This is a genomic window from Amycolatopsis silviterrae, from assembly GCF_042684085.1.
Classification (GTDB): domain Bacteria; phylum Actinomycetota; class Actinomycetes; order Mycobacteriales; family Pseudonocardiaceae; genus Amycolatopsis; species Amycolatopsis silviterrae.
Genome location: NZ_JBHUKS010000008.1, coordinates 311,637 through 337,598, shown reverse-complemented (window position 1 = coordinate 337,598; position 25,962 = coordinate 311,637). Strand labels below are relative to the sequence as shown.

Annotated in this window: 25 protein-coding genes and 2 tRNA genes; 16 read left to right on the top strand and 11 right to left on the bottom strand. The window is 67.9% G+C overall.

Going from position 1 to position 25,962, the window contains the following annotated elements; all coding sequences use genetic code 11:
- The first annotated feature begins 45 nt into the window (after positions 1-45).
- Complete coding sequence (locus tag ACFSVL_RS13580; protein WP_378303966.1) at positions 46-597, top strand: hypothetical protein; 552 nt, start codon at positions 46-48, stop codon at positions 595-597.
- Positions 598-690: 93 nt separating this feature from the next.
- On the top strand, positions 691-885 hold the full coding sequence (locus ACFSVL_RS13575; RefSeq protein WP_378303965.1) for a hypothetical protein: 195 nt from the start codon (positions 691-693) through the stop codon (positions 883-885).
- Between the two features lies 1 nt (position 886).
- Here ACFSVL_RS13575 and ACFSVL_RS13570 read toward each other — a convergent pair whose 3' ends face one another.
- Positions 887-1,333, bottom strand: a complete 447-nt coding sequence (locus tag ACFSVL_RS13570; RefSeq protein ID WP_378303963.1) for a nitroreductase family deazaflavin-dependent oxidoreductase — start codon at positions 1,331-1,333, stop codon at positions 887-889.
- Positions 1,334-1,459: 126 nt separating this feature from the next.
- Between ACFSVL_RS13570 and ACFSVL_RS13565 the strand changes: the two genes are divergently transcribed.
- Positions 1,460-2,140 (top strand): TetR/AcrR family transcriptional regulator, encoded by a 681-nt coding sequence (locus ACFSVL_RS13565; protein WP_378303962.1) that lies wholly within the window; start codon positions 1,460-1,462, stop codon positions 2,138-2,140.
- A 49-nt stretch (positions 2,141-2,189) separates the two neighbouring features.
- The gene (locus ACFSVL_RS13560; RefSeq protein ID WP_378303960.1) at positions 2,190-3,707 is read left to right on the top strand and encodes a 3-hydroxyacyl-CoA dehydrogenase; all 1,518 of its coding nucleotides are present in this window, start codon (positions 2,190-2,192) and stop codon (positions 3,705-3,707) included.
- Between the two features lie 644 nt (positions 3,708-4,351).
- Here the strand turns inward: ACFSVL_RS13560 and ACFSVL_RS13555 are convergent.
- Complete coding sequence (locus tag ACFSVL_RS13555) at positions 4,352-7,318, bottom strand: PQQ-dependent sugar dehydrogenase (RefSeq protein WP_378303958.1); 2,967 nt, start codon at positions 7,316-7,318, stop codon at positions 4,352-4,354.
- Between the two features lie 93 nt (positions 7,319-7,411).
- Positions 7,412-8,035, bottom strand: coding sequence for a L,D-transpeptidase (locus ACFSVL_RS13550; RefSeq protein ID WP_378303956.1), 624 nt, complete (start codon positions 8,033-8,035; stop codon positions 7,412-7,414).
- 262 nt (positions 8,036-8,297) lie between these two features.
- Here ACFSVL_RS13550 and ACFSVL_RS13545 point away from each other — a divergent pair, with 262 nt between their 5' ends.
- Complete coding sequence (locus tag ACFSVL_RS13545) at positions 8,298-8,810, top strand: hypothetical protein (protein WP_378303954.1); 513 nt, start codon at positions 8,298-8,300, stop codon at positions 8,808-8,810.
- On the opposite strand, the gene ACFSVL_RS13540 is transcribed toward ACFSVL_RS13545, so the two are convergent.
- The gene (locus ACFSVL_RS13540) at positions 8,800-9,687 is read right to left on the bottom strand and encodes a serine/threonine-protein kinase (protein WP_378303952.1); all 888 of its coding nucleotides are present in this window, start codon (positions 9,685-9,687) and stop codon (positions 8,800-8,802) included. The genes ACFSVL_RS13545 and ACFSVL_RS13540 overlap by 11 nt on opposite strands.
- Before the next feature lie 17 nt (positions 9,688-9,704).
- Complete coding sequence (locus tag ACFSVL_RS13535) at positions 9,705-11,447, bottom strand: HsdM family class I SAM-dependent methyltransferase (RefSeq protein WP_378303950.1); 1,743 nt, start codon at positions 11,445-11,447, stop codon at positions 9,705-9,707.
- A 76-nt stretch (positions 11,448-11,523) separates the two neighbouring features.
- Here ACFSVL_RS13535 and ACFSVL_RS13530 point away from each other — a divergent pair, with 76 nt between their 5' ends.
- The 7 genes from ACFSVL_RS13530 to ACFSVL_RS13500 all read left to right on the top strand — a co-directional run bounded on the left by ACFSVL_RS13530 (position 11,524) and on the right by ACFSVL_RS13500 (position 16,913).
- The gene (locus ACFSVL_RS13530) at positions 11,524-12,273 is read left to right on the top strand and encodes a PP2C family protein-serine/threonine phosphatase (protein ID WP_378303948.1); all 750 of its coding nucleotides are present in this window, start codon (positions 11,524-11,526) and stop codon (positions 12,271-12,273) included.
- 62 nt (positions 12,274-12,335) lie between these two features.
- Positions 12,336-12,420 (top strand) — tRNA-Ser (locus ACFSVL_RS13525).
- Between the two features lie 103 nt (positions 12,421-12,523).
- Complete coding sequence (locus ACFSVL_RS13520) at positions 12,524-12,901, top strand: nuclear transport factor 2 family protein (RefSeq protein ID WP_378303946.1); 378 nt, start codon at positions 12,524-12,526, stop codon at positions 12,899-12,901.
- 371 nt (positions 12,902-13,272) lie between these two features.
- The gene (locus ACFSVL_RS13515) at positions 13,273-13,533 is read left to right on the top strand and encodes a hypothetical protein (RefSeq protein WP_009084635.1); all 261 of its coding nucleotides are present in this window, start codon (positions 13,273-13,275) and stop codon (positions 13,531-13,533) included.
- 5 nt (positions 13,534-13,538) lie between these two features.
- Positions 13,539-13,787, top strand: coding sequence for a hypothetical protein (locus ACFSVL_RS13510; RefSeq protein WP_378303944.1), 249 nt, complete (start codon positions 13,539-13,541; stop codon positions 13,785-13,787).
- Between the two features lie 7 nt (positions 13,788-13,794).
- Positions 13,795-16,545, top strand: coding sequence for an FtsK/SpoIIIE domain-containing protein (locus tag ACFSVL_RS13505; RefSeq protein ID WP_378303942.1), 2,751 nt, complete (start codon positions 13,795-13,797; stop codon positions 16,543-16,545).
- Positions 16,542-16,913: a hypothetical protein gene (locus ACFSVL_RS13500; protein ID WP_378303940.1), complete on the top strand. Its 372-nt coding sequence runs from the start codon at positions 16,542-16,544 to the stop codon at positions 16,911-16,913. Before ACFSVL_RS13505 ends, ACFSVL_RS13500 begins: the two co-directional genes overlap by 4 nt.
- 58 nt (positions 16,914-16,971) lie before the next feature.
- Here ACFSVL_RS13500 and ACFSVL_RS13495 read toward each other — a convergent pair whose 3' ends face one another.
- The gene (locus ACFSVL_RS13495; RefSeq protein ID WP_378303938.1) at positions 16,972-19,362 is read right to left on the bottom strand and encodes an endonuclease/exonuclease/phosphatase family protein; all 2,391 of its coding nucleotides are present in this window, start codon (positions 19,360-19,362) and stop codon (positions 16,972-16,974) included.
- A gap of 233 nt (positions 19,363-19,595) precedes the next feature.
- Between ACFSVL_RS13495 and ACFSVL_RS13490 the strand changes: the two genes are divergently transcribed.
- Positions 19,596-20,612, top strand: a complete 1,017-nt coding sequence (locus ACFSVL_RS13490) for a CapA family protein (protein ID WP_378303936.1) — start codon at positions 19,596-19,598, stop codon at positions 20,610-20,612.
- 393 nt (positions 20,613-21,005) lie between these two features.
- Here the strand turns inward: ACFSVL_RS13490 and ACFSVL_RS13485 are convergent, their stop codons facing one another.
- Complete coding sequence (locus ACFSVL_RS13485) at positions 21,006-21,710, bottom strand: alpha/beta fold hydrolase (RefSeq protein ID WP_378303934.1); 705 nt, start codon at positions 21,708-21,710, stop codon at positions 21,006-21,008.
- 97 nt (positions 21,711-21,807) lie between these two features.
- Here ACFSVL_RS13485 and ACFSVL_RS13480 point away from each other — a divergent pair, with 97 nt between their 5' ends.
- Entirely contained in the window at positions 21,808-22,371 is a 564-nt protein-coding gene (locus ACFSVL_RS13480; RefSeq protein ID WP_378303933.1) for a TetR/AcrR family transcriptional regulator, read from the top strand.
- Positions 22,372-22,411: 40 nt separating this feature from the next.
- Here ACFSVL_RS13480 and ACFSVL_RS13475 read toward each other — a convergent pair whose 3' ends face one another.
- Positions 22,412-23,332, bottom strand: coding sequence for a TauD/TfdA dioxygenase family protein (locus tag ACFSVL_RS13475; protein WP_378303931.1), 921 nt, complete (start codon positions 23,330-23,332; stop codon positions 22,412-22,414).
- Between the two features lie 325 nt (positions 23,333-23,657).
- Here ACFSVL_RS13475 and ACFSVL_RS13470 point away from each other — a divergent pair, with 325 nt between their 5' ends.
- Positions 23,658-23,951, top strand: a complete 294-nt coding sequence (locus tag ACFSVL_RS13470; protein ID WP_378303929.1) for a hypothetical protein — start codon at positions 23,658-23,660, stop codon at positions 23,949-23,951.
- Entirely contained in the window at positions 23,951-24,520 is a 570-nt protein-coding gene (locus tag ACFSVL_RS13465; RefSeq protein WP_378303927.1) for a hypothetical protein, read from the top strand. Before ACFSVL_RS13470 ends, ACFSVL_RS13465 begins: the two co-directional genes overlap by 1 nt.
- On the opposite strand, the gene ACFSVL_RS13460 is transcribed toward ACFSVL_RS13465, so the two are convergent.
- The 3 genes from ACFSVL_RS13460 to ACFSVL_RS13450 all read right to left on the bottom strand — a co-directional run bounded on the left by ACFSVL_RS13460 (position 24,517) and on the right by ACFSVL_RS13450 (position 25,960).
- The gene (locus ACFSVL_RS13460) at positions 24,517-25,314 is read right to left on the bottom strand and encodes an SAM-dependent methyltransferase (RefSeq protein WP_378303925.1); all 798 of its coding nucleotides are present in this window, start codon (positions 25,312-25,314) and stop codon (positions 24,517-24,519) included. The genes ACFSVL_RS13465 and ACFSVL_RS13460 overlap by 4 nt on opposite strands.
- Positions 25,315-25,323: 9 nt before the next feature.
- Entirely contained in the window at positions 25,324-25,647 is a 324-nt protein-coding gene (locus tag ACFSVL_RS13455; RefSeq protein WP_378303923.1) for a hypothetical protein, read from the bottom strand.
- 226 nt (positions 25,648-25,873) lie between these two features.
- Positions 25,874-25,960 (bottom strand) — tRNA-Ser (locus ACFSVL_RS13450).
- Positions 25,961-25,962: the final 2 nt, after the last annotated feature.

The window sequence follows — 25,962 nt, the reverse complement described above, 5'->3', positions numbered from 1 at the left end:
CCCCGACGCTCGGAAGGACAAGCGCGAACGTTTCCGGAGGAGACCATGACGACCGATCCAGCACAGGACGCGACCTGGGGAGAGCAGCCCGCTCCCGCACCCGGCGACGGGCCGGGGAAGTCGTGGTCGGGCCGCAAGACCGCGATCGCGGCTGGCGTCGCGGTGGTGATCGCGGTCGGCGGCGGGCTCGCGATCTGGGCGGGGACCAGCGGCAATGACGCGTCCGCGCAGCAGGGGCCCGGCGGGTTCGGCGGGCCGGGCGGTCCTGGCGGGTTCACCAGGAACGGCGGCGGGATGACCATGATGCGCGAGGCGCTGCACGGCGATTTCGTGGTGGCAGAACCGGGCGGCGGATACATCACCGAGCGGATGCAGACCGGGACGATCACCGAACTCAGTGCCACGTCAGTGACTCTGACGAGCAAGGACGGCTACAAGCAGACCTACACGCTGGATTCGGCTACAGAGAAGACCGGTTCGCTGAAATCCGGCGACAACGTCACGGTGGTCGCGAAGGTACAGGGCACCACCGCCACCGCGACCTCGCTCGGCGAAGCCCAGCAGTTCGGCAACGGCCAACCTCGCCGCCGCAATTAACCCGCGCTGCGCCGGGGCGGGTGGTCCGTGAAGGACTCCTTGAGGGAATCTGATTCCCTCAAGGAGTCCTTCACGGAAAGCGAGGAGGCGGTCGTGAAACGGTGGATCACGCTGGCTTGCGGTGTGGTGCTGGTGCTCGTCGGCGCGGTGTGGGTGCTGCAGGGCGTCGGCGTGCTGACCGGCAGTTTCATGACCGGGCAGAAGCTGTGGTTCCTGATCGGGCTGGTCGCGTTCCTGGTCGGCGTGGTCCTCGTCGCGGCGACCACGTTGCGGAAACGCACGCGCTGACTCACCTGGGGAAAACCTCGAACACCGGGTAGCCCGGCGCGATCTCCAGCAGCTTCTCTTCCGGAGCCTTCGCGTTCACGCCCTCGAAGAACGCGCCGACCTCGAACGCCCAGCGCTTGAGGTACGAACGCAGCACCGCGGGCTTCTCCTCGTTGGACAGCTCGCGGTAGGTGAACGTCTGGGTGCGACGCCCGACGGTCAGCTGGCCCTCGCCCGCCGCACGCAGGTTGCGCACCCACTGGGTTTCGCCGCGCGCGGCCACCAGGTACTGCTTGCCCTCGAACGGCAGCAGGTTCACCGGCACCTCCCGCAGCTCGCCGGACTTGCGGCCGCGGACGCCCAGCACCCGGCTGCCCCACACGCTGAGGCCGAGCTTGGTGAGCCCGCGGACGACGCCGTTGAACGCCGCCATCGACTTGCTCGGTTCGAGGTAGCGGGTGCTGGTCATGGGGTTCCTCCTCGGCTTTCGAGAGCAGTGCTCTCTGTTGTGAACAGTGAACACCCTCCCTTGCTCCGAGTCAAGAGCAGTGCTCTCGGTTTTGCGCAGCGCTCTCAACCGAGGCACACTGATCGCATGACTGCCGCCCCCCGGACCGCCCGCGAACGGGTCCGCGCCGAGATGACCCGCGAGATCAAGGACGAGGCCCGCCGTCAGCTGGCCGAGGTCGGTGCGCACGGGCTGTCCCTGCGCGCGGTCGCGCGCGAACTCGGGATGGTCTCGTCGGCGCTGTACCGGTACTTCCCGAGCCGGGATCAGCTGCTCACGGCGCTGATCGTCGACGCGTACAACGCCATCGGCGAGGCAGCCGAGCAGGCCGACCCGCGTACCGGCGACCCGCGCACACGCTGGCGAAGCATCTGGCGCGCGACCCGCGAGTGGGCCCGCGCGAACCCGCACGAGTACGCGCTGATCTACGGCTCGCCGATCCCGGGTTACCAAGCACCGCAGGACACCGTCACACCCGCCGGACGGGTCGCGTTCACGCTGGTCGCGGTGCTGCGCGACGCCCAACCGCACGAGCCGGCCGTCACCGCGCCGATGTCGGCGGAGCTGCGGGCGCAGGCCGATCAGCTGACCCAGCTGCTGGACCTCGACGCGCCAGCCGAGGTCGTGATGCGCGCCATAGCCGCGTGGACGCAGCTGTTCGGTGCGCTCAACTTTGAGCTGTTCGGCCAGTACGTCGGCAGTGTCGACCCGGCCGACGCGTACTTCGAGCACCTGATCGGGCAGATGGCGGACTTCGTCGGCCTGTAGTCCGGGGTAGGTTCGCCGTTGGCGCGCCACAACGAAAGGTGGGTTCGACGTGACTGGATGGGCCGAGCGGGTCGGCAGGATCCGGGTGATCGGCACTGGGGTGATGGGACGCGGCATCGTCCAGCTCGCCGCGACCGGCGGAGCCACCGTGGAACTCGCGGACGTGCAGCCGGGCGCGGTCGGCGCGGCGATCGAGCACGTCAGCGCGATGATCGACCGGCTGGTCGCCAAGGACAAGCTGACCGAAGAGGCCGGCCGCGCCGCGAAAGACCGCCTGGTCCCGGTAGACGGCCCGCTCGCCCCGGCCGACGGCGTGGACCTAGTGCTCGAAGCCGTCCGCGAAGACCTCGAAACGAAGCGCACGCTCTTCGCCGATCTCGAGAAAATCTGCGGCCCGGACACGGTTTTCGCGACCAACACCAGCTCGCTGTCCGTCACCGAAATCGCCTCGGCGCTGGCTGACCCGGCCCGGATGATCGGCCTGCACTTCTTCAACCCGGTCCCGCTGATGCGCCTGGTCGAGGTAATCCCCGGCGCGCGTACCGCGAACTGGCTTCCGGGCGAAGCGCTCAACCTGGTGCGCAGCTGGGGCCACGAACCAGTACTGGCCAAGGACGCCCCCGGCTTCCTGGTCAACCACGCGGGCCGCGGCTTGAATACCGAGGCCCTGCAAATCCTTTCCGAATCCCTCGCCGAACCAGCCGAAATCGACCGCATCGCACGCGACGTGCTCGGTCTCAAACTCGGCCCGTTCGAACTGCTGGACCTCACCGGCTTGGACGTCTCGCACGCAGTGCTGGAAAGCATCTGGACCGGCTTCCACGCCGAACCACGCCTGCGCCCGTCCTGGCTCACCCGCCCGCGCGTCGCCGCCGGGCTCTTCGGCCGCAAAACCGGCGAAGGCTTCTACCGCTATCCCGACGGAAAACAAGAACTCCCCGCCGAGCCCACCGCCCCGCCCGTCCCGACGTCACCGGTCTACGCCGCGGACGAACGCTTGGGCCGCCTCCTGTCCGCAGCCGGCGTCGACGTCGTTCCGGACGCCTACCCAGACACCGTGCTTCTGGTGACCCTGCGCGGAGAGTCCACTGTGGAGGCTGCGCGGAACCTGGAACTGCCCGCTGACCGTGTCTGCGGAATCGACGCACTGGGTTACGAAGCACGCTTCACCCTGTCCGTCCACCCCGGACTGGACCCGCACTACGGCCGCGCCGCCTGGGGTGCCCTAGCCGCGACCGGCACCCCAGTAACGGTAGTTCGCGACGGTGCCGCCCCCATCGCACAGCGCCTTCTGGCGTCCATCATCAACACTGCTTGCTACATCGCCGACCAGGGTTTGGCCGCCCCGACCGACATCGACACCGCCGTGCGCCTAGGCCTTGGCTACCCCCGCGGCCCACTGGAATGGGGCGACCTAGTCGGGCCGGAAAAAGTCCTGCGCATCCTGAACGGCCTCCTCCGCGCCACTGGCGACCCGCGATACCGCCCCAGCGCCTGGCTGACCGAACGAGTAGCGCTGGGCCTGCCGCTCTCCTCCACCGGCACCCGCCCGGCGGATCTAGCCTGACGCTTTTGGACAGTCCTAACCGGACAAGTGCCCCTCGCTGGCTCCGCGATGTCCGTGAGGGGCACCTTCACGGACCCAGATTCCCATGCCAGGGACTTAAGTCGGGTGGCGTCAGCTTGCTGACTATCCATAGTGGACGCCAAGGTCAGTGAAATGCCCTATTAATGCCAGCATGCCCGTTTCCTTAAGTCTGTGAGGGGCACCCTGAGGGAATCTGATTCCCTCAGGGTTCCCCTCACAGACGACACGCTCAGTTCCAGCCGTCCGCGTTCGGTCCCGACGTGAGCCAATGGTTCGCCAGCGACTTCGGCCTGGGCGGACACGCCTCAGCCGCACCCATAACGCCGCCTTAAGTCCCCGGCCTTGGACTCTGATTCCCTCAAGGACCCCTTCACGGACCGCCCGCGCCCCGCCGCCCACGCAACCAATGTGGCATTGGGTGCATCTGACGCACCCAATGCCACATTGGGGTGCAAGCCCCACCCCCATCGGACCGCCGCCGATGCACCCAGACCCACCCCCGCACCCCGATACGAAGCCTCCCTGCGGACGGTGGGTGCTTGTCAAGGCATCTTTCCCGCCTTGACAAGCACCCACCGTCCGTCAGCACAATCGGGCTTCGGGGTGCCCCACGCGCCCCTCACTCACCACCGATAATCCGATGCCCGCCCATTACGATAAACAACATACCCACCCTGGAAATCACTACGGGCACCCCCGCTAACCGCATACTCATCCGAGGTAGGCAACCCCAAATACCCCTTCTCCCACCCCAACGCAGCCCACCGCTTACGAATCTCCCCCTGCACCATATGCGCCCCGGTACCCGCACTCCAGTAAACCGACCCACCCCCGGTGAAGTGGTTATACCGAGCACCCCCATTGGGAGTCCCAGTCTCATCAGTAACCGGATACCCCAGCCCACGCTCCCATCCCAGCGCAGCCCACTTATCCCGAATAGCCCCACCAATCTGGTGCGCCCCAGTAGAAGGCGTCCAATAGACCGACCCCCCGGCGAAGTGATTAAACCGCCCAACCCTATCCGGAGTGGCAGTCTCATCCGTAGTCGGATACCCCAGCCCACGCTCCCACCCCAGCGCAGCCCACTTATCCCGAATAGCCCCACCAACCTGATGCGCCCCACCAGAAGGCGTCCAATAAACCGACCCCCCGGTAAAGTGATTAAACCGCCCGACCCCATCCGGAGTCCCAGACTCATCGGTAGTCGGATACCCGACCCCCCGCTCCCACCCCAGCGCAGCCCACTTAACCCGAATCTGCCCCTGCACAGAATGCGCCCCGGTAGCCGACGTCCAGTAAACCGAAGCAGCCTGACTACCCGGCGTCCCCATCAAATGGTTATACCGCCCCACTCCGTCCGGAGTAGAGGTCTCGTCAGTAACCGGCGGCCCATAAACCTGATGCCCGCCAATAGCCAGATACCGAGCAAGGATCTGCCCGCCGATCTCCCGCACCCCACTCGACGCGGACCAGTACAACCGGCCATTCGCATACGCCCGATACCGCACCGGCCCATCAACCACCTCAGGCCCGCTCGCCGCACCCAGCAAACTCCGCAACCCAGGCTCAGCCGCATACCGCTGATCAATAGCCGTCACGTAATTAGCCGTAAGCGTCATATCACCAGAGCCAACCGTGACCGACCACGATGAGGTAGCCGGACCACCCTGCCACCCAGTGAATTTCGAAACCCCATCAGTCCCGACCAACGCCGCGGTCACGTCGAACGTCGCGCCCTCAGTCACCATCGCACTGCTGACCCCGCCCTCACTCGGAATGCTCAGCGCGGCCGGCTGCGTCCCCACCAACGTCAACCGATGCTGGCGCGGGTAAGCGACATAAGTCTTACTAGCCTGCACCCCAGCATGATCAGTGACCGTAGCGGTGAACTCCATCCGAGAATCCGTGTGATCAGTGAACGACGTCGTCAGCGTCGGACCGCTCGCGCCATCGCCAGGATGCACGTGACAGGCACCCAGATCCGGACAATGCCGAATCAAAGTCGTCCACGTAATAGGAAGACTGCCATCCTCAACGTCAGTAGCCGTGGCAGACAACGAAACTGGCTCGCCCACCGCGAAGTCCTTGTCCGGAGCCGACAACGCAAGCTCCGGCGAGTGATTCCCCGGCGCGACCGCAACGGTCGAAGTCCCCACCGCCCCAAGCGAATCCGTGACAGTCAACGTTGCGGTAAACGCAGCACCAGCCCCATACCGATGGCTGGCCTGAACACCAGTACCGGTACTGCCGTCCCCGAAGTTCCAGGAATACGTGAGCTGATCACCGTCAGCATCAGTAGAACCGCTGGCATCAAAGGAAACCGTCCGGGTGTCCGGATCCGTAGCCGACGTCGCCTTAGCCACCGGCGCAGCGTTGTTCGTCGAGTAGCTCAGCCGACGCAGCACCCCGGAGTTCAGATCCGTGAAGACGATATCCCCATTGGGCGCGGCAGAGACCCGAGTAACCCCACCGACATTCTGGAACGGCGCGGGACTCACCGGTGCCTGCGTGAGCCGCCCCTGAGCGTCGTAACGAAGCGTCCAGATCTTCTGCCCGGCGTAGTCCCCGAAGAAGTACGCACCCTGGTAAGCAGCGGGATAAGTGCTGCCCCCATAGACAATCCCGCCCGTGACACTGTTGCCCTGCGCCGGCCCAGTCCCGTGCTGGTAGTCCCACAACGGCGGAGTGTTCACCACCGAAGCACAACGCGCGTCAGTCGAATACCCCGGCGTGAGATGGTTTCCCTCATAACAAGGCCAAGCGAGGTTCGCGCCAGGCTGCACGACGTCCAGCTCTTCCCAGGTGTACCAGCCGACGTCACCCACCACCGGCAGACCGCTCTTCGGATCGAGACTGAAGCGGAATGGATTGCGGAACCCGCTGGCGAAAACCTTGCTGCGAGCCGAATCCGGCGCGGCGGCGTTGTAGTACGGATTGCTCGGGACGCCCTTGCCGTCCGCGGTGAGGTGCAGGATCTTGCCGAACGGCGAATCGAGGTCCTGCGCGACGAAGGCGACCGGGTTGGTCTTGCCCGCGTCGCCGTTGTCGCCGACGGAGTACCAGAGCGTGCCGTCCGGCGCGGGATAGACCGTGTCGAGGCCGTGGATGTAATACGGGCTGCCGGGCAGGTCGAAAAGCACCTGCTCGCCGGTCAGTCCGGACGGATGGCCGTCGTCATCCAGCTGCACGGTGAACTTCGCGGCGCGCAGCGTGTACTGGCCATTGCCCAGCGACACCGAACGGTTCAGGTAGACCTGGTGCGAGACGGCGTAGTCCGGCGCGAGCGCGATGCTGGTGAGGCCCATGTCGCCCTGCGTTTCGACCGAGAAGGTCGCGATCCGCTCCGGCGCGCCGCCACCCGCCGCCGGGACCCAGTTGACGACGCCGGATTTGCCGAGCGCCAGCACGCTGTCATCAGGTAGCCAGGCGAAGTCGGTGAACTCGTACTGCCCGAGCCCGGTGGGCAGGTCCCGCAAGACGAACCCTGGCGGCAGCGACGGAGTATCGGCTGCTGCCGCCGGGGCGACGGCGGGGACGGCGACGACCGCGAGTGCGGCCACGAGCAGGGAACGGAGCTTGCGCCAGGCCATCCATGGCCCCCTTTCTGAGCGATCGGTAATCGCTCAGAAGGGGGATGAAGTTGCCTCTATCGGGTGATGTTTATCCGAACGTGACACCCCGGGTCAGGGCACGACCTGGACCACGTCGCCGATGTGCAGGGTGTTGAAGAACCGCAGCGACGACGTCGCCGACAGGTGGATGCAGCCGTGCGAGTACACCTTCAGGCTGCCGGTGTGGAACGCGTCGCCAGGGTAGAAGAAGACCGAGTTCGGCATCGGCGCGTTGTCGAACTGCTTGCTGAGGTGCATCTTTTCCTTGGACAGCACGTGGAACGTGCCGGTCGGGGTCGCGTGCCCCTTGCGCCCGGGCAGCATCGAGACGGGACCGTAGATCACCTTGCCGTCCTGCAGCAGCCAGGCGCGGTGCGCGGAGATGTCCACGCAGGCGCTGGTACCCGAAGCAGCGGCGGCCGCCGCGCACGGGACGTCGGCGGTGCTCACCGGCTCGGCCTTCGGCTTCGGCTTGGGCTTCGGAGCCGGCTTCGGCGTCGAGGTAGTGCTCTGCGGGGTGCTGCTGGTCGCCGGGGCAGCAGAACTGCTGGTCGGCGCGCTCGCCGAGGTAGTGGGCACGCTCGCCGCGGCGGGAACCGCGCCGCCGCCGGAGGCCGATCCGGCCGTGCCGCCGGAGCAGGCCACGAGCCCGAAAGCCGCGGCCAGCGCCGCCATCCCCACCAGAACCCTTTTCACGATCCGATACCCCCGCGTTCGGTCGGGTCGCATTCGGCAGGACCCGTATCACCCGAATAGACGACCATCACCCCCACGTGGTTGCTCGGCAATGGTCACGATCCGGCGTCTCCACCCCCGGGTTGAGCCGCGGATCCACCCAGCACCAGCCCGTGCGCCGACGAAAACCGCACTGATCCCGGCGAGGCTGGAAGCACGCCGGGCAGCCTCCCGGCACCCGCCGCCGGCCGGGCGAAGCCGACCACCGCAGTGAAGGAAGACCGTGAACCTCGGCCCGCTCACCATCGTTCTCTACGTCGCGCTCGCGGCGCTCGTCCTGTACCGCGTCGTCTACCGCCAGTGGCGCGGCACGCTGCTGAGCCGCAAACGCTTGCTCACGCTGCCGTTCATCCTGACCGCGATCGGCGTGTTCTCCGCCGCCACCGCGTTGCAAAGCGCGACCGCGACGGAATACGCGCTGCTGGCTGGCGACGTCGTGATCCTCGGCCTCCTGGGCGTCGTGCGTAGCTCCACCTCGGTCCTCAGCGCTCGCGAAGGCACGACGTTCGTGAAGGGCACTCCGCTCACGCTGGTGCTCTGGTTCGCCACCATCGCCCTACGCGTCGGCTTCTCTGTCCTCGGTGCCGCGCTCGGCGTCAGCAACACCGTGACGTCTTCGACGATCATGCTCACGATCGGCGTCAGCATCGGCGTACAGAACGCCTTCACCTACTACCGCATCCAGAAGCTCGGCCTGCCGCTTTCGGAGCAGACGCCCGCGAGCATCAGCCGCTAAGCCCCACCATGCGCGCGTACATCCGCGAAGGACTCAACACCGTTGCCGGGTGCAGGAATCCCGGCAACGGTGGCAAGTCCCGCGCGAAAGGCACGAGATGCGCGTACAGCACTTCTGCCCCAGACGGTCGCACCGAAGGATCCTTCGCCAGCGTCGCCGCGAGAAGCTCGTTCAGCTCCCGCGGTACCCCAGGCACGACGGGCGCGGGTTCCTTCACTTGCTTGTCGAACACGGCATACGCCGTCGGCCCGGTGAAGACCGGACGTCCAGTGAGCATCTCGTGCAGTACGCAACCCAGCGCGTACAGATCGCTTCGCGGCTCCGCGTGTCCACGCTGGATCTGTTCCGGTGCCATGTACGACGGCGTACCCAGCAGCTGACCCGCGCGCGTGAAGCGGGCAGTGTCGGCTTCGCGCAACACAGCGAGGCCGAAGTCCATCACCTTCACGCTGCCGTCCGGACAGAGCATCAGGTTGGCTGGTTTGAGGTCGCGGTGACAGATCGCGTGCGCGTGCGCCGCCGACAGCACCGCGGCCGCTTGCGCTGCGATCGCCGCCGCCCAGGACACTGGCAGCGGACCGTGCTCGGCGAGCAGATCGTCCAGCGTCACGCCTTCGACGAACTGCATGACCTGGAACAACCGGTCGTCGTGCGCGCCGAAGTCGTACAGCGTGGGCGCGCCGGGATGGTCGAGCGTGGCGAGGATCCGCGCTTCGCGGGCGAAGCGCTCTTCCAGCTCTTCGTCACCGCCCGGCAGCCGCAACAGCTTGATCGCGACGTGCCGGCCGAGCCGCCGGTCGAGCCCGCGGTGCACCGAACCCATGCCGCCCCGCCCGAGCGGCAGATCGTCGACCTCATAGCGGTCCGCGATCAGCATGGGCCCCCTCACAGCGCTCACCCGCCACCGGGCTTCAGCCGTCCTTCGGCGAGTGCGGCAAAGCCTAGCCGCACCAGGTCGCGGCCGATTTCCGCGGTTTGCCGCAGAGCCAGGTCGAAGTCCGCGAGCGCGCGGAAAGCGACGCCGTGCGCACGCTGCGTTTCGAGCGGATGCCGCGGCACCTTCAGCCGGCGCGCGTCGATCCTGGTCGACGCGCTGTGCACCGGGAAGTCCGCGGCGCGCAGGCAGCCGGCGAGGAACTGCGCGTCCAGCAGCTCCGGATCCACGCGATAACGGGAAAGGGCAGGCCCGAGCCGCACCGGCTCTCCACTGTGGACGATCACCGCACCGGTGACCGACGCGACCACGTCGCCCTCCTGCGCGAAAACCGCCGCCGGATCGGGTGCGGCGTGGCCGGTCGGCGGACCGCCGATCAGGACGTCGTCGGTGGTCAGCACGGGTTCGTCGCCGTCGGCAGTACGCGGCGGTGCGTGCGTGATCCGCAGCGCGCCCGCCTTCACCAGCTCGCCGACGGTCGTGTGCGCCAGTTCGCCGGAAGCCGGTTCCAGCCGCGGCAGCTCGATCCCGATCTGCTGGAAAAGCCGTTGCGCGGCAAGGAACGCCTCGCCCGAATCGCTGCCGGCGCGGCGGCTCGACGGCGTCAGGTCGACGTCGTCATCGAGCACGTCGATGATGCGTTCGCCGGTCTCCGGGTCGGTCAGATAGTCCTGCCACACCTGCTCGACGTCGTCCGCGGTGGTGTCGGCGATCAACACCGTCGCCGGCGCACGCTGCTCCGGCTCCGGCCGCGTGAGCAGCCAAAGATCCGTGCCGGCCGCGAGCGTGCAGACCGCGCGCAACGCGCCAGCGCGAAGAAGATTCGCCCGGATGCGCTTCCCGCTCCGCCGCCCGGCCGCCGCGCCCGGCATCAGCACCGCGACCGCGCCGCCCGGCTTCACGTGCGCCAGGCAATGCTGCACCCACGCCAGCTCCGACTCCCCGCGCGGCGGCAAGCCGTACTCCCACCGCGCGTCGCCGACGAGTTCCTCATGCCCCCAGCCCCGCTCGTTGAACGGCGGATCGCACAGCACCACGTCAGCCAGGCGATCGGCGAAAGCATCCGCGCGCAACGCATCAGCGTCGTGCACCTCGGCGTCCGCGCCGTGCAGCCGCAACCGGATCCCCGCGATCCGCGCGGTGTCCGGGTCGACGTCCTGCCCCCACGCACGCGTGGCCGAGGCGGCGAGCAACAGCGACCCGAACCCGCACGCCGGGTCCAACACCCTGGCCCCCTTCGCGCCGGTCAGCCGCACCATCAGGTCGGCGTACGCAGTCGGCGTCGTGGAGAGCCGGCGGGCATGCGCCTCGAAGAAGCGTTCGCAGAGCTGCTCAAACGTCTCCGCCGCGCCTTCGCTCTCGGCGAGCTGGGTGATCAGCGTCAGCAGCTCCGGATCGTCAGGCCCTTCAGCGGCGTCCGCGAGGTACTCGCCGACTGCGGCCAGCCGCGCGCCGAGGTCGAGGTCATCGCCGAGGGCGCGCAGCCGTTGCCACGCTTCGTCAATCGGCGCCAGCTCGAACGGACGGCCACGTCCGCGCAGCCACGCCTGCACCTCCGGCAGCGAAAACAACGGGCTGGACGCCGTGCCGCCCACCGGTTTGGGAAAATCGTCATGGCGGCGCCGCCAGTTGCTCACCGCCGCCCGGCGCACGCCCGCCAGGCGCGCGATGTCGGCCGCACTCACCGCCGCGTCGTCTGCCATGCGAGCACGATAGCCGACGACAGAGGTTTCCATCGTTTTGCTTGTTAACTCAGTCAACCAATGGTTTTATGGGGACATGGCCACCGAGCAGACCCGGTTCGCCCTGCGTTACTCCGCGGGCTCAGACCAAGGGCGACGACGCACCAACAACGAGGACTCCGTGTACGCCAGCGGGCGGATGCTCGTCGTCGCCGACGGGATCGGCGGCCAGCCGCACGGCGAGGTCGCCAGCTCGACCGCGGTCAGCGTGCTGGCCTCGCTGGACGCGGAGCTGCGCACCCTTGACCTCACCGCGCACAACCTGTCGAACCTGCTGTCCGACGGCGTCCACCGTATCGGCGAACAGCTCACCAAGGTGGCCGAGGAAACCCCCGCCACCCAAGGCATGGGCACCACTCTGACCACCCTGCTGTTCGACGGCACCCACTTCGCCGCGGCCCACGTCGGCGACTCCCGCGGCTACCTGCTGCGCGACGGCGAACTGCGGCGCATCACGCGTGACCACACCCTGGCGCAGGCCCTGGTCGAAGACGGCACCATCAGCGCCGCCGACGCCGACCACCACCCGCGCGGCTCGATGCTGATGAAGGCACTCCTGAGCACCGGCTCGGCGGAACCGGACGTCTGGGAATTCACCCCAGAGGCGGGCGACCGCTACCTGCTCTGCTCCGACGGTCTCACCGCGGGCGCCAGCGAGCCGGCCGTCCAGGAGGTCCTCGCAGACGGCACCCCCGAGGAAATCGTGCCGCGGCTCATCGCCTTGGCCAACGAGGGCGGCGGCCCGGACAACATCACCATCGTGGTCGCCGACGTCGTCCCGGCCTGAGCCGTCTCCGCAGGTCGGACCACCTGCGGAAGGCTCGGGGGCCATCCGGTATTCTTCCCCACGGAGGATTGGCCGAGCGGCCTAAGGCGCACGCTTGGAAAGCGTGTTGGGTTCACGCCCTCGCAGGTTCGAATCCTGTATCCTCCGCTGCAACACCACGAAGGTCCCGGCTTCCCAGAGGCCGGGACCTTCGTCGTTTCCCCGTAAAATTCCTTGCCACGCAACAATATTGCCCTGGCAGAATTCGTTCATGGAGCACAGCGCGGCGCAAGAGTTCGCCGACCACTGGGTGCGGGCCTGGAACGCCCACGATCTCGACGCCCTGATGACGCACTTCGCCGACGACGTGACCTTCCGGTCGCCGGTCGCCGTCCAGGTGCTCGGCGGCGACGGCGTAATCAAGGGCAAGGCGGCGCTGCGCGCGTACTGGGCCGAAGGACTGCGCCGGATTCCCGATCTGCGTTTCGAGGTCGTCGGCGTCTACGCCGGGCTCGGCGCGCTCGTCATCAACTACCGCAATCAGAAGGGCGGGCTGGTCAACGAGGTCCTGGTCTTCGACGGCCCGCTCGTGGTCGAGGGCTACGGCACCTACCTCGGCGACGACCCGAACCCGGCCGGGACTCGCTGAACCGGGCGGCGGGTCGTCGCTGTCCGCAACCGCGGCAGGGGCTGGGATCGGCCGAACGGTCCCACCCGCTAGGCTTCGCCGCAGACTTGATCGCAGCTGTCCGGAGAGGTTCCCCGGTGTCACGAATACCGTTTTGACCTGGGCGTTGGCCGTCGCGCACACACCAAAAACCCGCAGGTCAGCAAGCTGAAACGCGGGTTTCGGACCCCGCGTGCGCACCCATGAAGCCAACGCCCGACAGGCCCCGGACCGCCACCCGCGTCCGGGGCTTTGTCGATTCTCCCGTTCTCACTTACTTACCGAAAACACTTGATCACGCTAAGTTTGTACGTGGTCGTTCCAGCCCCTGACGTACCGAGGAGTCCGCCCCCATGGCCGGAGTGGAAGAGATCCGCGCTGGTATCGCGCTCGCGAACGAGAAGGCGTCCGCGAGCATCGCCGCGCTGCAGCAGGCAGCGCAGGCACTCGAAGAAGCACAGCTGTCGCTGTCCCAAGCCACCCAGGGCAGCAGCCAGCACGAGGTGAACCAGGCGCACGGCCTGCTCGCCGAAGCGCTGCAAGGGATCACCGGCATGCAGAGCACCATCCAGGCCGGCATCTCGTCGGCCGATTCCTACTCGGCGCGGCTTTAACGCCGATGTCGGGGCTCGCCGAAATCCATCAGTTGCTCACCGCCGCGCGAGCGGGGGTCGGCGACGGACGGGCGCATGCCGAGCGGGCGCAAGCTCTGCTCGGCGACGCCCGGCGCGCACTCGTCGACGCACAGGCCAAGGCCGATCCCTGGCTGCCGCAGCAACTGGCGCAGGCCGACGAGGCGCTCGAGAACCTCCTCACCCGTTTAGCCGCCGCCGACGATCTGGTGGGCGGATACCAGTCACGCCTGTAGGGATGAGATGGCCAGCAAGTCAGCCGAGCAACGCAATCGTGTGCAAACCGCTCTCGACCGGGTCCGGCACCAGATCGGGCTCGTGCTCGGGGCCGCGGCCGGCGCGCGCGAAATGGCCGAGGCCGAGGTGGCCCGGCTGACGCTGGAACAGGAGATCGTCCGGGTCGGCATGGACCACGCCGACCCGGCACAGCAGACGGAGTGGGCGCGGCATCCGGCGGCGCACGAGGTGTTCGCCTCGCTCGGCGGCACCCGCGCCGCCTTCTACACCGACTGGAGCGCCGGTCCCGGCGAGCTGCGCGACCTCGTCGCCGCGCACGCGCCGGGACCGGCCGGACGGCCGCCGGGCGAATGGCTCGGCCGCGTCGGCACGAACCCCGGGGTCGCCGCGCCGGGCCTGTGGCGGGTCGGCTCCGCGACCTCGGCCGGGCGCGACATCTCGCGCACGTTCGACGTCGCCGTGCCGTTGCTGGACGAATCGCACCTGGCCATCACGTCCGCGCCGAAAACGCGGCCGGTGGTGGACGGGATCGTGCAGGGCCTGCTGATGCGCGTGCTGTCGGCGTTCGAGCCCGGTGCGGTGAAAATCCATCTCTGGGACGTCGGGCAGCTCACCGCGATCCTGCCGGACCTGTACCCGCTCAGCCGCACGAGCGCGCTGTCGCTGTACGACCCGACGCGGCTGGAGGATCTGCTCGACGAACTCGCCGGGCACATCCGCCGGATCCACGCCACCGGCATGCAAGCGGGCCACACCTCGTTGCGGGAACTGCGAAAAGCCACCAACCAGCGGCTGGAGCCGTACCGGATCGCGGTGCTGTACGGCAACGGCGAAACCCTCGAAGCGGAACGCGCGCGCGACCTCAAACGCGTCGCCAGCGGCGCGCTCGCGGCCGGGATCTGCCTGATCCTGGTGGACGTGCCCACCGCGGTGAGCGCGTCGATCGAAACGCTCAGCCTTCTCGACGAACGCCGCGCGGTCAGCAGCATGACCGGCAGCGACCTGGTCGTGGACCTGGATCCGCCCATGCCGTCCGGGCAGGTCATCCGCGCGGCGAACCGCATCGCCGAAGCACTGATCGCTCGCCAGGGCGGCCCGCGGTCGTTCGCCGACCTGATGCCGACCGAGATCGGCCAGGAAAGTTCCGCGCGGGAATTGCGCGCGCCGATCGGGTTCCACGAGGGCGAAGCCGTCGAAGTAGTCATCGGCGACGCGAGCCCGCACGCGCTCATCGGCGGGCCGAGCGGTTCGGGGAAAACGAACTTCCTGTACGCGTTGCTGGGCAGCCTCGCCGCGCGCTACACGCCGGACGAGCTGGCGTTGTACCTGCTGGACTTCAAGGAAGGCGTGTCGTTCGCCGGTCTCGCGCCCGGTCGCAAGGACTCCAGCTGGCTGCCGCACGCGAAACTGGTCGGGGTCAACGTCAACACCGACCGCGAATTCGGGTTGGCATTACTGCGTTTCCTCGCCGACGAATTGCGTCGCCGCTCCGCCGCGGCCAAGGAACACGAGGTCACGAACCTCGCCGACCTGCGCGAGCAGGACCCGAGCGGACACTGGCCGCGGATCGTCGCGGTGATCGACGAATTCCAGTACCTCTTCGCGGGTCGCGACCAGGTCACTGCGCAGGCCACGCAATTGCTGGAAGACATCGCGCGACGCGGCCGTTCGCAGGGCATTCACCTGGTGCTGGCCAGCCAGGACGTCGCCGGCATCGAAGCCTTCTGGGGCAAGCCAGCGGTGTTTGAGCAGTGCACCCTGCGGATCGCGATGCCGAAGGCGCGCCGGGTGCTCGCGGAGACGAACAACGCCGCCGTTTCCGCCCCGAAGTGGCACGCGGTGATCAACCACGATTCCGGAGTCGCGCACGGAAACCAGCTCGCGCACGTGCCGGATTCGAGCACTCGCAACGTTTTCGTGAACCTGCAGCAGAAACTGTGGGAACTCTACTCCGGACGCTTTGCCCGGCCGCGGCTGTTCGACGGCGCGCATTCGCCGGTGCTGGAACAGTTCCCGGCGTTCATGGAACTCAAGCCGAGCCCGCAGCCGCGAGCGATCCTGGGCCAGTCGATCGACGTCACCGAGGCTGCCTGCGGAGTCGAACTGCCCCGGGTGCCGGGCCGGAACATCGCGGTACTCGGCGGCGCGACCGCGGAGGCTCTGTCCATTATGGACTCCGCAGCGCGGTCGCTTGCCCGGCAGTTGAAGGTCGGGGAGGTCGAGTTCCTGCTGCATTGCCCGATCGTGGCGAGTTCGTCCGCAGTCCTGGATCTCAAGGATCGGCTGGTGGCCGAGGATCACCTGGCGACGTTCACTGACGACCTGTCGGCTGAGCTGGAGTCCATCGTCGAATCGCTCGCCACGACGACTCCGCGCATCCTGCTGCTGTACGGAGTGGATGCCGCGCTGCCCGCTCTGGAGGCAAAGGGCGTCGGTCAGCTGAAGAGCGGCCTCGACCACCTGCGCACGCTGCTCAAAAACGGCCCCGCACACGGCGTCCACACCATCGGCTGGTGGCGCAGTACCGCCCGGCTCAAGGACACCCTCGGCTTCGGCGGCACGGACGACATCGGCACGTGGGCGGCCTTGGATGTCCAGGGCAACGACCTGTCGCCGTTCGCCGCCGGACAGGTCGTGCATTGGTCGCCACGGCCGGGCCGGGCATTGTTCTTCGACCGCACTACGCACGGGGCGCCGGAAGTCATCATTCCGTTCCAGCGCCCAGAAACCGAGCCGACCGCGGGAGGCACGCCGTGACCGAGGGAACCACCAGCCCCGCCATGCGGTACAAGGAAATCGTGGGCTTGGCCCGCGGTTCGGCGGACAGCCTGCGCGCGTGGGAACTGGCGCGGGCGGACGAGATCGAGCGGCAACTGTCGGACGCACAGGCCGCGGTGGTCGCCGCGCAGGATCAGGAAGAGAAGACCCGCGAACGGGCTGGCCGGTGGTGGAAAATGGCGCTGCACAATGTTTCGCGGCTGAATTTCGTCGAGGCGTTGGATGATCCGCAGCCGGTTACTACTGCTCGGCCGCAGTATTTGGATCGGTATCTGGAAGAGGTCAAGCCTAGTTATCAGGAGCTGGTCCAGGCCGTGCTGGGGCTCGGTTGGCGGGCGAAACGCTAAAAGCCGTGAAGGGAACCCTGAGGGAATCAGAGTCCCTCAGGGTTCCCCTCACGGACAATCACGCAGTGCGGTGCATGAACCGGTCGAGTTGGTCCAGCAGGTCGTTGGCAAAGTCCGCGAACGGATTCCCCGCCGAAGGCCGGAACCGGACCACCTGCGGGTCATGATCGCTAGCCTGATCCGCGAACTCAGCATTCACATGCACCACGTCGTAATCCACCCCACGCAGCGCAGCCGACGCCAGGATATGGTCCAGCACCTGCGACTGCCCCTCATACACATAGCTGTACCGCTCAGCCGCGGGCAACGTCGAGATCAGATCCTTCAACCCACCCGACGTCAGCTTCGCCAACGCAGGCGAGAACTGGTAGTCATTCAAATCCCCAGCAACCACCACATTCGCCTGCGGATCCGCACCCAGCAGCTGCCCCACAAACCCCTGCAGCACCGTCGCCTGCTTCTGCCGCTGGACCTCGGAACTGCGCTTCGGCGGCTGGTACCGGCCGTGCGTCGGCTGGTCGCCGCCCTTTGAGTTGAAGTGGTTCGCGAGCACGAACACGGTGCGGCCGCGGAACACGAACTCGCCGGCCAGCGGCTTGCGGCTGTCCTCCCACGCCTCGTTACCCGGGTCGACCCGGCCCGGCGACTGCGTCAGGTGCGCCTTTCCGTGATCGGAAACCACGCCGACGGACGACGTCGGCCCGCCACCCGGTCGATCCACAAAGGACACTCGCGACGGGTTGAACAGGAAGCCGACGCGGATGTTGCCGCCCGGTTGTCCGCCGTCCTCGTCGTTCACCGGGTTGATCTGCCGCCACTGGTACTGCGGGCCACCGGCGGCGACGATCGCGTCGGTGAACTTCTTCAGCGTCGCGTCGGCGTCCACGGTGCCGTCGTCGGTCGCGCCGGTGTTGTCCTGGATTTCTTCCAGGGTAACGATGTCCGGCGTCGCGAGGTTGTCGACGATGCCGTGCGCGAGCTGTGCGTACTTGGTGTCCGAATCGGACGGTGCGAGGTTTTCGACGTTGTACGTCGCCACCGAAAGCTCGCCCGGACGCTGCTTGCGCGTGGTTTCCTTCTGCAGCTTGTTGTCCTTGGCCGCACCCAGCTTCGACGCGAGCAGCGTGTACCCGCCGAAGTTGCTGTACTCCACCGGACCGGACGTGACACCGGCGAGCACGTCGCCGGTGTTCACCTTCGGAGCCGCCTGTTGCGCGGCGGGAATGATCGACTGAACCTTCAGCACCCCGGTGTTGATCTTGTCATATCCGAGGTACACCGTCCCACCGCGTGGCGTCGGATTCTGCTGCGGTTTCGTGGTCACGTAAAGCTCGCCGTACTTGTTGCTCGGGCCGACCACGCGCGCGTCGGAGACCTGGACGATCTCGCTTTCGTGCGATTCCCAGAAGTCCAGCGCGTACTTCGACGGCTCAAGCGGCAGCGATTCGATGCTGCCACCGGCATTCGGGGCCAGCACGTCCGGCACCTGGTCCGGCGTCAGCACCGTCGGCGCGGGCAGCGGATTGCCCGTCGAACCGACTGTCCACTGTGCACTCGTCAGCTCGGTGAGCGACTGGTAGTTCGAGGTCGCGGGCGCGTCCGGGTAGTACTCCTTGACCTTGCCCTGCGCGGTGACCGCGTCGCCGACCGCCACGTCCGGCGTGGTCGATCCGGTGAACACGAACAGGCCCTCGCTGGTGCGCGGGTCGCTGTCCGGATGCGGGTCGGTCAGCCAGAACCCGCGCGCCGAGCCGAAGCCGCGCACCGCGGTGACGACGCCGGTGACGTCCTCGACCTGCTTGTCCTTGAACGGCGAAATCCGCGTCGTGCCCTGGATGTCGTGGATCTTCGCCGGAACGCCCGGCTCGTCCGGCGGGGTACCGGTGGTCTCGCCCTTGGTGTTGGTGGGCGTCGGGGCACCGACTGCGAAGTCCGCGCTGTTGTTGTCAGTGTCGGCGAGCGTCGCCGCGCGGGCGACCGAGGTCGTGTTCGAGGGCGCGGCGGCCGGATCTCCTTCGCGGACAACGGCATCGCCGAAGCCCACGAGATCCTTGACACGGCTGTCGGCCAAGCAGTCAGCGGCGGTCTTGCAGGTCAGCGGCCCGCTGCCGGACACGAGCGCGACGGTTCCCGCGGTCGCGGACATCGCGATCGCCCCGGTCGCGTCCGGCGTCGGCAGCGCGACCGTGCCGCCGTTGCCCTTCCCCTCCGCGACGAGGTAGCGGCCGTTCGGCGCGACGGACCCGGCGAGCGGCGTGACCTGCCACTTGCTCGACGCACTCGCCGAACCCGGCAGGTACTGGACGCTGTAACCGTCGAGCGCGACCGGCGCGCCGCCGTGGTTGGCCAGCTCGACGAAGTCGTTGGTGAGCGTGGCGCCGGAATTGCCGCCACCGCCGAAGACCTCGGCGATCAGGGCGTCCGCGCTGGGTGCGGCCGAGGCGGGCACGGCCAGTCCGCCAAGCACGAGAGCAGCGGCGGAGACGGCAACCGCGCCTCTGGTCAGTCTTGTCCCACCGGCGCTTCGGCCCCCGGCAGGACGACGGGATATGGTCACCCTGAGTCCCCTCTGCATGTCAACGGTCGAGGCATCGTCCCCCGAACAAGCGAAGCGGAGGAAGACGAAAGGGCAACGATTCGTAACGAGCTGGAGGGATTTCCTCCTTTGGACGGGTTGACGCAATGATCACGCTCGTACTCGGCGGAGACGTCAACCTGCAGGGCCGCGCGAACCCGGAAACGGCGTTCCACCCGTTGACCTCGCTGCTCACCGGTGCCGACGTCCGATTCGTGAATCTCGAAGGGCCGCTGTCCGGCTCGACCGGCACGGACATCCCGCACAAACCGAACTGGCGACACTCGCCACCGGAGATGGTCGCCGCGCTGACCGCCGCCGAGATCGACGTCGTGTCGGTGGCCAACGACGTCACCTACCCGCCGGCCGCGGCGATGGCGAGCCTCGCTGTGCTGGACCGCGCCGGAATCGCGCACTGCGGCGCCGGTGCGAACCTCGCCGAAGCGCACGCGCCAGCGATCCTCGAACGTCCCGGCGGCCGGATCGCGTTCCTCGCCTACACCTCGCTGTGCTGGCCCGTCGGGCAAGAAGCGACGGACGATTCCCCCGGCGTCGCCACGGCGGGCGCTTACACGTCGTACCAACCGGATCCACGCGTCCTGGACGTCCCCGGCCGCCCGCCGATCGTGCACACCACGCCGGTCCGCCGCGATCTGGAACTCCTGCTCGCCGACATCCGCCGTGCCCGCGCCGAGGCCGACCACGTCGTGGTGTCGATGCACTGGGGCCTCCCCGGCGAAGAACTGGCCGAATACCAGGTCACCTACGCGCACGCGATCATCGACGCCGGTGCCGACCTGGTCGTCGGACACGGATCGCACACCGTGCAGCCGGTCGAGGTCTACCGGGGCCGCCCGATCCTCTACAGCCTGGGCAACCTCGTCTTCGACTGGCCCGCCATGCACGACCGGTACCGCGACGGCCTGCTCGCTGGCTGCGTCGTCGGCGAGCAGCTGCGGGTCGAATTAGTGCCGATCCGCCGCGACGAAGACAACGAATGCGTACCGTTGACGGGAGCCGAAGGAGACGAAGCGCTCCAACGGCTCGTGGAGCTTTCCGCGCGCCGCGGCACAAGCGTGACGGTCAGTGATGGCTTCGCGACCGTCGAAGGACTTCGCGGCTGACCCGCCGATTCCGTCGTCACCCGGACGGCGCATCTGCCTTAAATGCAGCTCAAGCCCGGGGTCGGCGGGTACCGGGCGGGAGTACCTTACCGATGAGCACCGAAACTGTGGCCCAGACCACTTTTCCGGCGTTCACGGGTAGCACCTCGCGGGGGAGGCGACACGGTCACGTGGGGGTTGACCGTCGTCGAGTGCGCAGGTGCCACCACCCGGGAAACAGCCGCGGGCGCGGGAATTTCCGCTTCGCCCGCGACCGCGGCTCCACGGATTTGCCCCGGGGAAGCCTCGCGAGTGGCGAGGTGCCGCCTTATCCGCGCGGGGGAGCGCGGGAGGGGGAGGAAGGCGACGCGCCTCGCCACTCGTGAGCACAAGTCGTGAGTGGCAATCCCGGTTCTAACCGGCAACGCCACTCACGACCCTTTCCACCACCCGCGCACACACCTCGCCCCGGTTCAGCGGCAGGTAATGCCCCGCCCCCGGCACCACCTGCAACGCCCCTTCCCGGCAAGCAGCCAAAAACCGGCGCTCGCCAAGGCGGAAGTGATCGTGCCGCCCGTTGAGCAGCAGTACCCGCCCGGGGTAGCGCGCCAGGTCGGCCAACGGATCCATCCCACCAGCTGCCGCCATAACGTCCGGGATCACTTCGGACGCGATCCCCGCCGCGATCACCGGCTCAGCCACCTCCGCCGGAAGAACCCGCCGCAACATCCACGCGCTGAAGGAAGCCCCATCGTCCGAAGTCCTCGCCAGCCCGCGACGCGCGAACCGGAACCCGCCGCGCAGCACAGTGCTGGGCACGAGGGAACATCCAGCTCCCACCAGGGAAGCGACCCGCTCCGGATGCCGGGCCGCCGTCGCGATCGAGACGTAGCCGCCGAGCGAATGTCCGAGCAGGACCGCGCGGCCGCCAACCTCGTCAATGGCTTCGACGACCGCGTCGACCGCACCGTCGAGAGTGAACCGTTCCCCGCGTCGTGCCCCATGTCCAGGCAGATCCGGGGCCGCGACCGGGCCGCGCGCCAGGCGGGCCTGCTGCTGCCAGCACGCCCCGGACAACCGAAGGCCGTGCACGAAAACCACCGGCATTACGTCGCTCATGTCTCCACCTTCGAATGCAACGGACCGTTGCATTTGGGTGTACACGCCTCCGGCAACAAATGCAACGCACCGTTGCAAACCAGGCTAGGATCGGCCCATGGACCGGACTGCCTCCCGCCCGCGCAAAGCGGACGCCATCTTCTCCGCGACCCTCGCGCTGCTGGCCGAACGCGGTTACGACGCACTGACGGTCGAGGCGGTCGCAGCGCAGGCCGGCGTGCACAAAACGACCATCTACCGCACCTGGGCGACCAAGGACGAGGTCCTCGCCGACGCGCTCGTGCAGGCCCCGGAGCTGACCGTCGCGATCCCCGACACCGGCTCCCTGCGCGGCGATCTCCTCGAACTGGCGAAGCAGATCCACCGGCTGCTGTCCGATCCGGCGAACCGGCGGGTCATCACGGCCGTCGTGTCAGCGCTGCCGGACCGCCCCGCCACCGCCGAGGCCGCCGGACGTTTCTTCGCCGACCGCCTCGGCCGTGAGCAGGCCGTCTTCGACCGTGCGCACGGCCGAGGCGAACTGGCCGACGCCGCGGATTCGGAGATGGTCATGGATCTGCTCGGCGGGAACCTCTGGTTCCACACGCTGATCCGGGCGAAATCCGCCGACGACGCCTACCTCGAACGACTTGTCGACACTGTCCTCACTGGGGTCTCGTGAGTGCTAATCACGGTTCTAACCGGGATTAGCACTCACGAGGTCAGTAGGGCCGATCCCCGACGATCGCGACGCGCTCCGCGATCCGGACGTGCGGGTGGTAGTCGTTGACCGCGTAGTGCTGGGTCGCGCGGTTGTCCCAGAACGCCACCGAATCCCGCTCCCAGCGGAACCGCACCTGGAACTCCGGCGTGTGCGCCTGCAGGAACAAGTACCGCAGCAGCCGGTCGCTCTCCGCGCGGTCGAGGCCGACGATGTGCGTGGTGAACGCCTGGTTCACGAACAACGTCCGCCGTCCGGTCTCCGGATGCGTCCGCACCACCGGGTGCTCCACCGGTGGGTACGCGTCCTGCCACTGGGCCAGCAGGTCCGGGTCGGTGAAGCGGTCGAAGCCGGGGACGAAGTCGTGCACCGCGGTGAGGCCCTCGATCCGCTCGCGGACGTCGGCGGGCAGATTGTCGTAGGCGGCGGCCATGTCGGCCCACATCGTGTCGCCGCCGACCGGCGGGACCTCGACCAGTCGCAGCACCGAGCCGAGCGCCGGATTCGGCCGCCAGGTGACGTCGGTGTGCCAGATGTTCTCGTATCCGGGCATCCCGGCGGTGCGGGTGAAGCGCACGACCTGATCGGAATCGCCCCGCGCGATGAACGGGTTGGTCTCCAGCTCGCCCCAGTTCGCGGCGAACGCCCGCTGCTGCTCGGACGTGATGTGCTGGTCGCGGAAGAACAGCACCTTCCACTCCAGCAGGGCGCGGTTCAGCTCCGCGCGCAGTTCCGGCGACACCGGTGCGCCGAGGTCCACTCCGGAGAGTTCGGCCCCGATCACCCGACCGAGCGGGCGCAGGGTGAAAAGCTCGTAGGGCGCTTCGGCGGCGGAAAGCCGGCTCAGCACGCGCGGGCCTTCGACGATTCCGTTGTCCGGAGTGACGGACGAGCGCAGGCGGGCAGGCAGGTCTACAGACATGGCGGTACTCCCGGAAGAATAGGTGAATTCGGCTGCAGCAGCGGAAAATCGCCTAAGCGGGAGGAGAGCCGAGACGCCCGCGACGCGTGAGGAGAGCGGCGACGCCCTCGCCGTCCGTCCGTGCCGGGGCACGGCCGGCTAGCGGCACTTCCCGGGTCTCTGGCATAACGCCAATTCTGGCGGGATACGGAACTTACGGTCAAGGGTCCCCACGATGTGGAATCGTCGCACGCCCGGCCGAGTGACCCGGGCAACCTCGATGGGGTTAGATCTCCTCAGAGGGTGGCGGACCGCGGTTCGCGCTCTCCCGGAAGCGGAGGTCCCGATGGCAGGTTCGACGAGCGAGCGGCTCAACGCCGCCGCGGACGCGCTCGATCGAGCGGCTGCCGACGCGGACCGGGCGGCCGGCCGGTTCGCCGAAGCCCGGCTCGAATCGACGCCGTGGGGGATTTCCGCGCCGGCCAGGGAAATCGCCTCCCGGTGGGAAGCCGCGCTCGCCGCGCGGGACATCGACGCGCGCATCCTCGGCGACGCGACGTCCGATCTCGCCGGTCAGCTGCGGATGGCCGCGCGCGGACCGCACCCGCGTCCGACGATCGCGACGGCGCTGCTGAGTTGATGCCGTTCCTTCACCCGGCGCTGGAAAACGCGGCCGCCGGGCTTGCTTCATTGAGTGCCGCGGCCACCGCGATCGGCGCGCCGGACCCGGTTACCGCACTGCGCCAGATCGACTGTTCCCCGCAGACGATCCGCGAATCCGCGCGCACGCTGTCCAGCGGCCGAGACGTTCTGGTGATGGCCCGGCTGGAGTTCGAGCGCGGGGCGCACAGCGCGGAACGCAAATGGGGCGGCGAACCAGCCGCGCGATTCCGCGGCAGCGCCGACGAACTGGACGCGCACTACCGGCAGGCCGCCGAAGCCGCCGCGCGCACCGCGTCGGTCGGCTTGGATCTAGCGGATTTGCTTGACCGGCTGGCAGATCAGACGGCGGCGCGGGTCATGCTGATCGCGGAAGGAGTGTCCCCGGCAGCCGTCGCGTTGCTGGCCGGGGACCGTTCCGCGGAGCCGGCGGTGCGGGAGGCGTGCGGGACCATCGCGGAAGCGGTCGCGCGCGGCGTCGCGACCATAGGAGAGGCAACGACTTTCCTCGACGCCTTCGGAACTCCGGTGCTGCAGGACGAGAACTAGCGGGTCGCGGTCACGAATCCGCCGCGGGTGTTGTCCATCGGCTCTCGCCCGTAACGGACCGAAAGTTCCGCGACAGTAACGGTTTCCGGCTGCCAACCGTGCGCGGAGAGCCATTCCGGAGCGTCACTGCCGAGACCGCCGCGCCAAAGAGCGGTGACCTCGGCACCGACATTGCGAGCCTGTGCCAGCAGACCGTCGTTCTCGCCGTCCGGCCGGTGCTCGAAGGAAATCCGGCTACCCGGCGCGGACAACGCGGTAACGTCGGTGAGCAGCCGCTCCGCCTCCTCCCGCCCCAGGTAGACGAGCAGCCCCTCGGCAACCCAGACGGTCGGCCGTCCCGGATCGAATCCCGCGTTTTTCAAGGCAGTGACCCAATCCTCCCGCAGATCCGCCGGAACCGCGGTCCGCTCGCACCGAGGCCGCGCACCTTGCTCGGTCAGCACGGTTTCCTTGAACGCGAGCACATCCGGCAGATCGATCTCGTACACCCGTGCACCGTCCGCCCAGTCGAGCCGGAACGCCCGGGCGTCCAGCCCAGCCGCGAGAAGCACCGTCTGCGTGCCACCGGCGACAAAGTCGTCGAAGAACCGGGTCCGGACCGCGACCTGCTGCGCGAACACCATCCCGAGCCGGCGATCCGGGTTCGGGTGGCCCTCGAAGATCGCCCGCCCAGCGTGAAAGAACGCCCCGGCATACGGATCCTCGAACAACCTGTCCGGCCGCCCGCTCTCCAGCGCCCGAAGCCCAGCGACCCCAACCGCGGTCTTACCCACCGGCGGCAACTCTTCGCTCATGCGTCCAAGCTACTTCGGAATCGCCGCTTTGATGGCCTCGACCAGCTGCCGCACCTTCTTCTTGTCGGACGAACTGTAGTAAAAGGTGCACAAATCGGCCTTGTCGCCGCCAGCGGCCGGGTTCTCGAGCACCGCCGTCGACGCCCCAGTCACCTTGAACTTGAGACAGCCCGGGCTGAACGCGCCAGGTTCAGTGTTGCTGACTCCGCTGATCCTGCTGACCGCGAAGCTGTGCCGCTTGTTCGCACCGAACAGTCCGTCTTTGATCGCGGCCTTGATCGTCACCTGCTTGCCGCTGAAGGCAAGCGAGCGACGGCGAGCGTAGATGTACAAAGCGCCACCTCCGTACGGGGACCAGCTACCGAAGACTCAACGAACGCCCGCAGCCAAAAGTGCCCTCAGCACCAGCAAAAGCAAAGCGACCTTCCCACCCAAGGCGACCACCGATGGGGGTCCAGGGGCGAAGCCCGCCGGGCGGGGCCTGGGGGTTGCACCCCCAGAAACACGGCGGGCGAGCCGGGCCGACGTTTTCCGTCGGCACAGCTCGCCCACTCGCACGCGGTGGCGGTGGGATTTGAACCCACGGACGGGATTAACCGTCACACGATTTCGAGTCGTGCTCCTTCGGCCGCTCGGACACGCCACCGC

Excerpts from the sequence above, each read along its gene's own strand:
- ACFSVL_RS13580 (WP_378303966.1), top strand. The coding sequence starts at position 46 with ATGACGACCGATCCAGCACAGGACGCGACCTGGGGAGAGCAGCCCGCT.
- ACFSVL_RS13570 (WP_378303963.1), bottom strand. The coding sequence starts at position 1,333 with ATGACCAGCACCCGCTACCTCGAACCGAGCAAGTCGATGGCGGCGTTC.
- ACFSVL_RS13565 (WP_378303962.1), top strand. The coding sequence starts at position 1,460 with ATGACTGCCGCCCCCCGGACCGCCCGCGAACGGGTCCGCGCCGAGATG.
- ACFSVL_RS13555 (WP_378303958.1), bottom strand. The coding sequence starts at position 7,318 with ATGGCCTGGCGCAAGCTCCGTTCCCTGCTCGTGGCCGCACTCGCGGTC.
- ACFSVL_RS13540 (WP_378303952.1), bottom strand. The coding sequence starts at position 9,687 with ATGCTGATCGCGGACCGCTATGAGGTCGACGATCTGCCGCTCGGGCGG.
- ACFSVL_RS13535 (WP_378303950.1), bottom strand. The coding sequence starts at position 11,447 with ATGGCAGACGACGCGGCGGTGAGTGCGGCCGACATCGCGCGCCTGGCG.
- ACFSVL_RS13530 (WP_378303948.1), top strand. The coding sequence starts at position 11,524 with ATGGCCACCGAGCAGACCCGGTTCGCCCTGCGTTACTCCGCGGGCTCA.
- ACFSVL_RS13520 (WP_378303946.1), top strand. The coding sequence starts at position 12,524 with ATGGAGCACAGCGCGGCGCAAGAGTTCGCCGACCACTGGGTGCGGGCC.
- ACFSVL_RS13515 (WP_009084635.1), top strand. The coding sequence starts at position 13,273 with ATGGCCGGAGTGGAAGAGATCCGCGCTGGTATCGCGCTCGCGAACGAG.
- ACFSVL_RS13510 (WP_378303944.1), top strand. The coding sequence starts at position 13,539 with ATGTCGGGGCTCGCCGAAATCCATCAGTTGCTCACCGCCGCGCGAGCG.
- ACFSVL_RS13505 (WP_378303942.1), top strand. The coding sequence starts at position 13,795 with ATGGCCAGCAAGTCAGCCGAGCAACGCAATCGTGTGCAAACCGCTCTC.
- ACFSVL_RS13490 (WP_378303936.1), top strand. The coding sequence starts at position 19,596 with ATGATCACGCTCGTACTCGGCGGAGACGTCAACCTGCAGGGCCGCGCG.
- ACFSVL_RS13485 (WP_378303934.1), bottom strand. The coding sequence starts at position 21,710 with ATGAGCGACGTAATGCCGGTGGTTTTCGTGCACGGCCTTCGGTTGTCC.
- ACFSVL_RS13480 (WP_378303933.1), top strand. The coding sequence starts at position 21,808 with ATGGACCGGACTGCCTCCCGCCCGCGCAAAGCGGACGCCATCTTCTCC.
- ACFSVL_RS13475 (WP_378303931.1), bottom strand. The coding sequence starts at position 23,332 with ATGTCTGTAGACCTGCCTGCCCGCCTGCGCTCGTCCGTCACTCCGGAC.
- ACFSVL_RS13470 (WP_378303929.1), top strand. The coding sequence starts at position 23,658 with ATGGCAGGTTCGACGAGCGAGCGGCTCAACGCCGCCGCGGACGCGCTC.
- ACFSVL_RS13465 (WP_378303927.1), top strand. The coding sequence starts at position 23,951 with ATGCCGTTCCTTCACCCGGCGCTGGAAAACGCGGCCGCCGGGCTTGCT.
- ACFSVL_RS13460 (WP_378303925.1), bottom strand. The coding sequence starts at position 25,314 with ATGAGCGAAGAGTTGCCGCCGGTGGGTAAGACCGCGGTTGGGGTCGCT.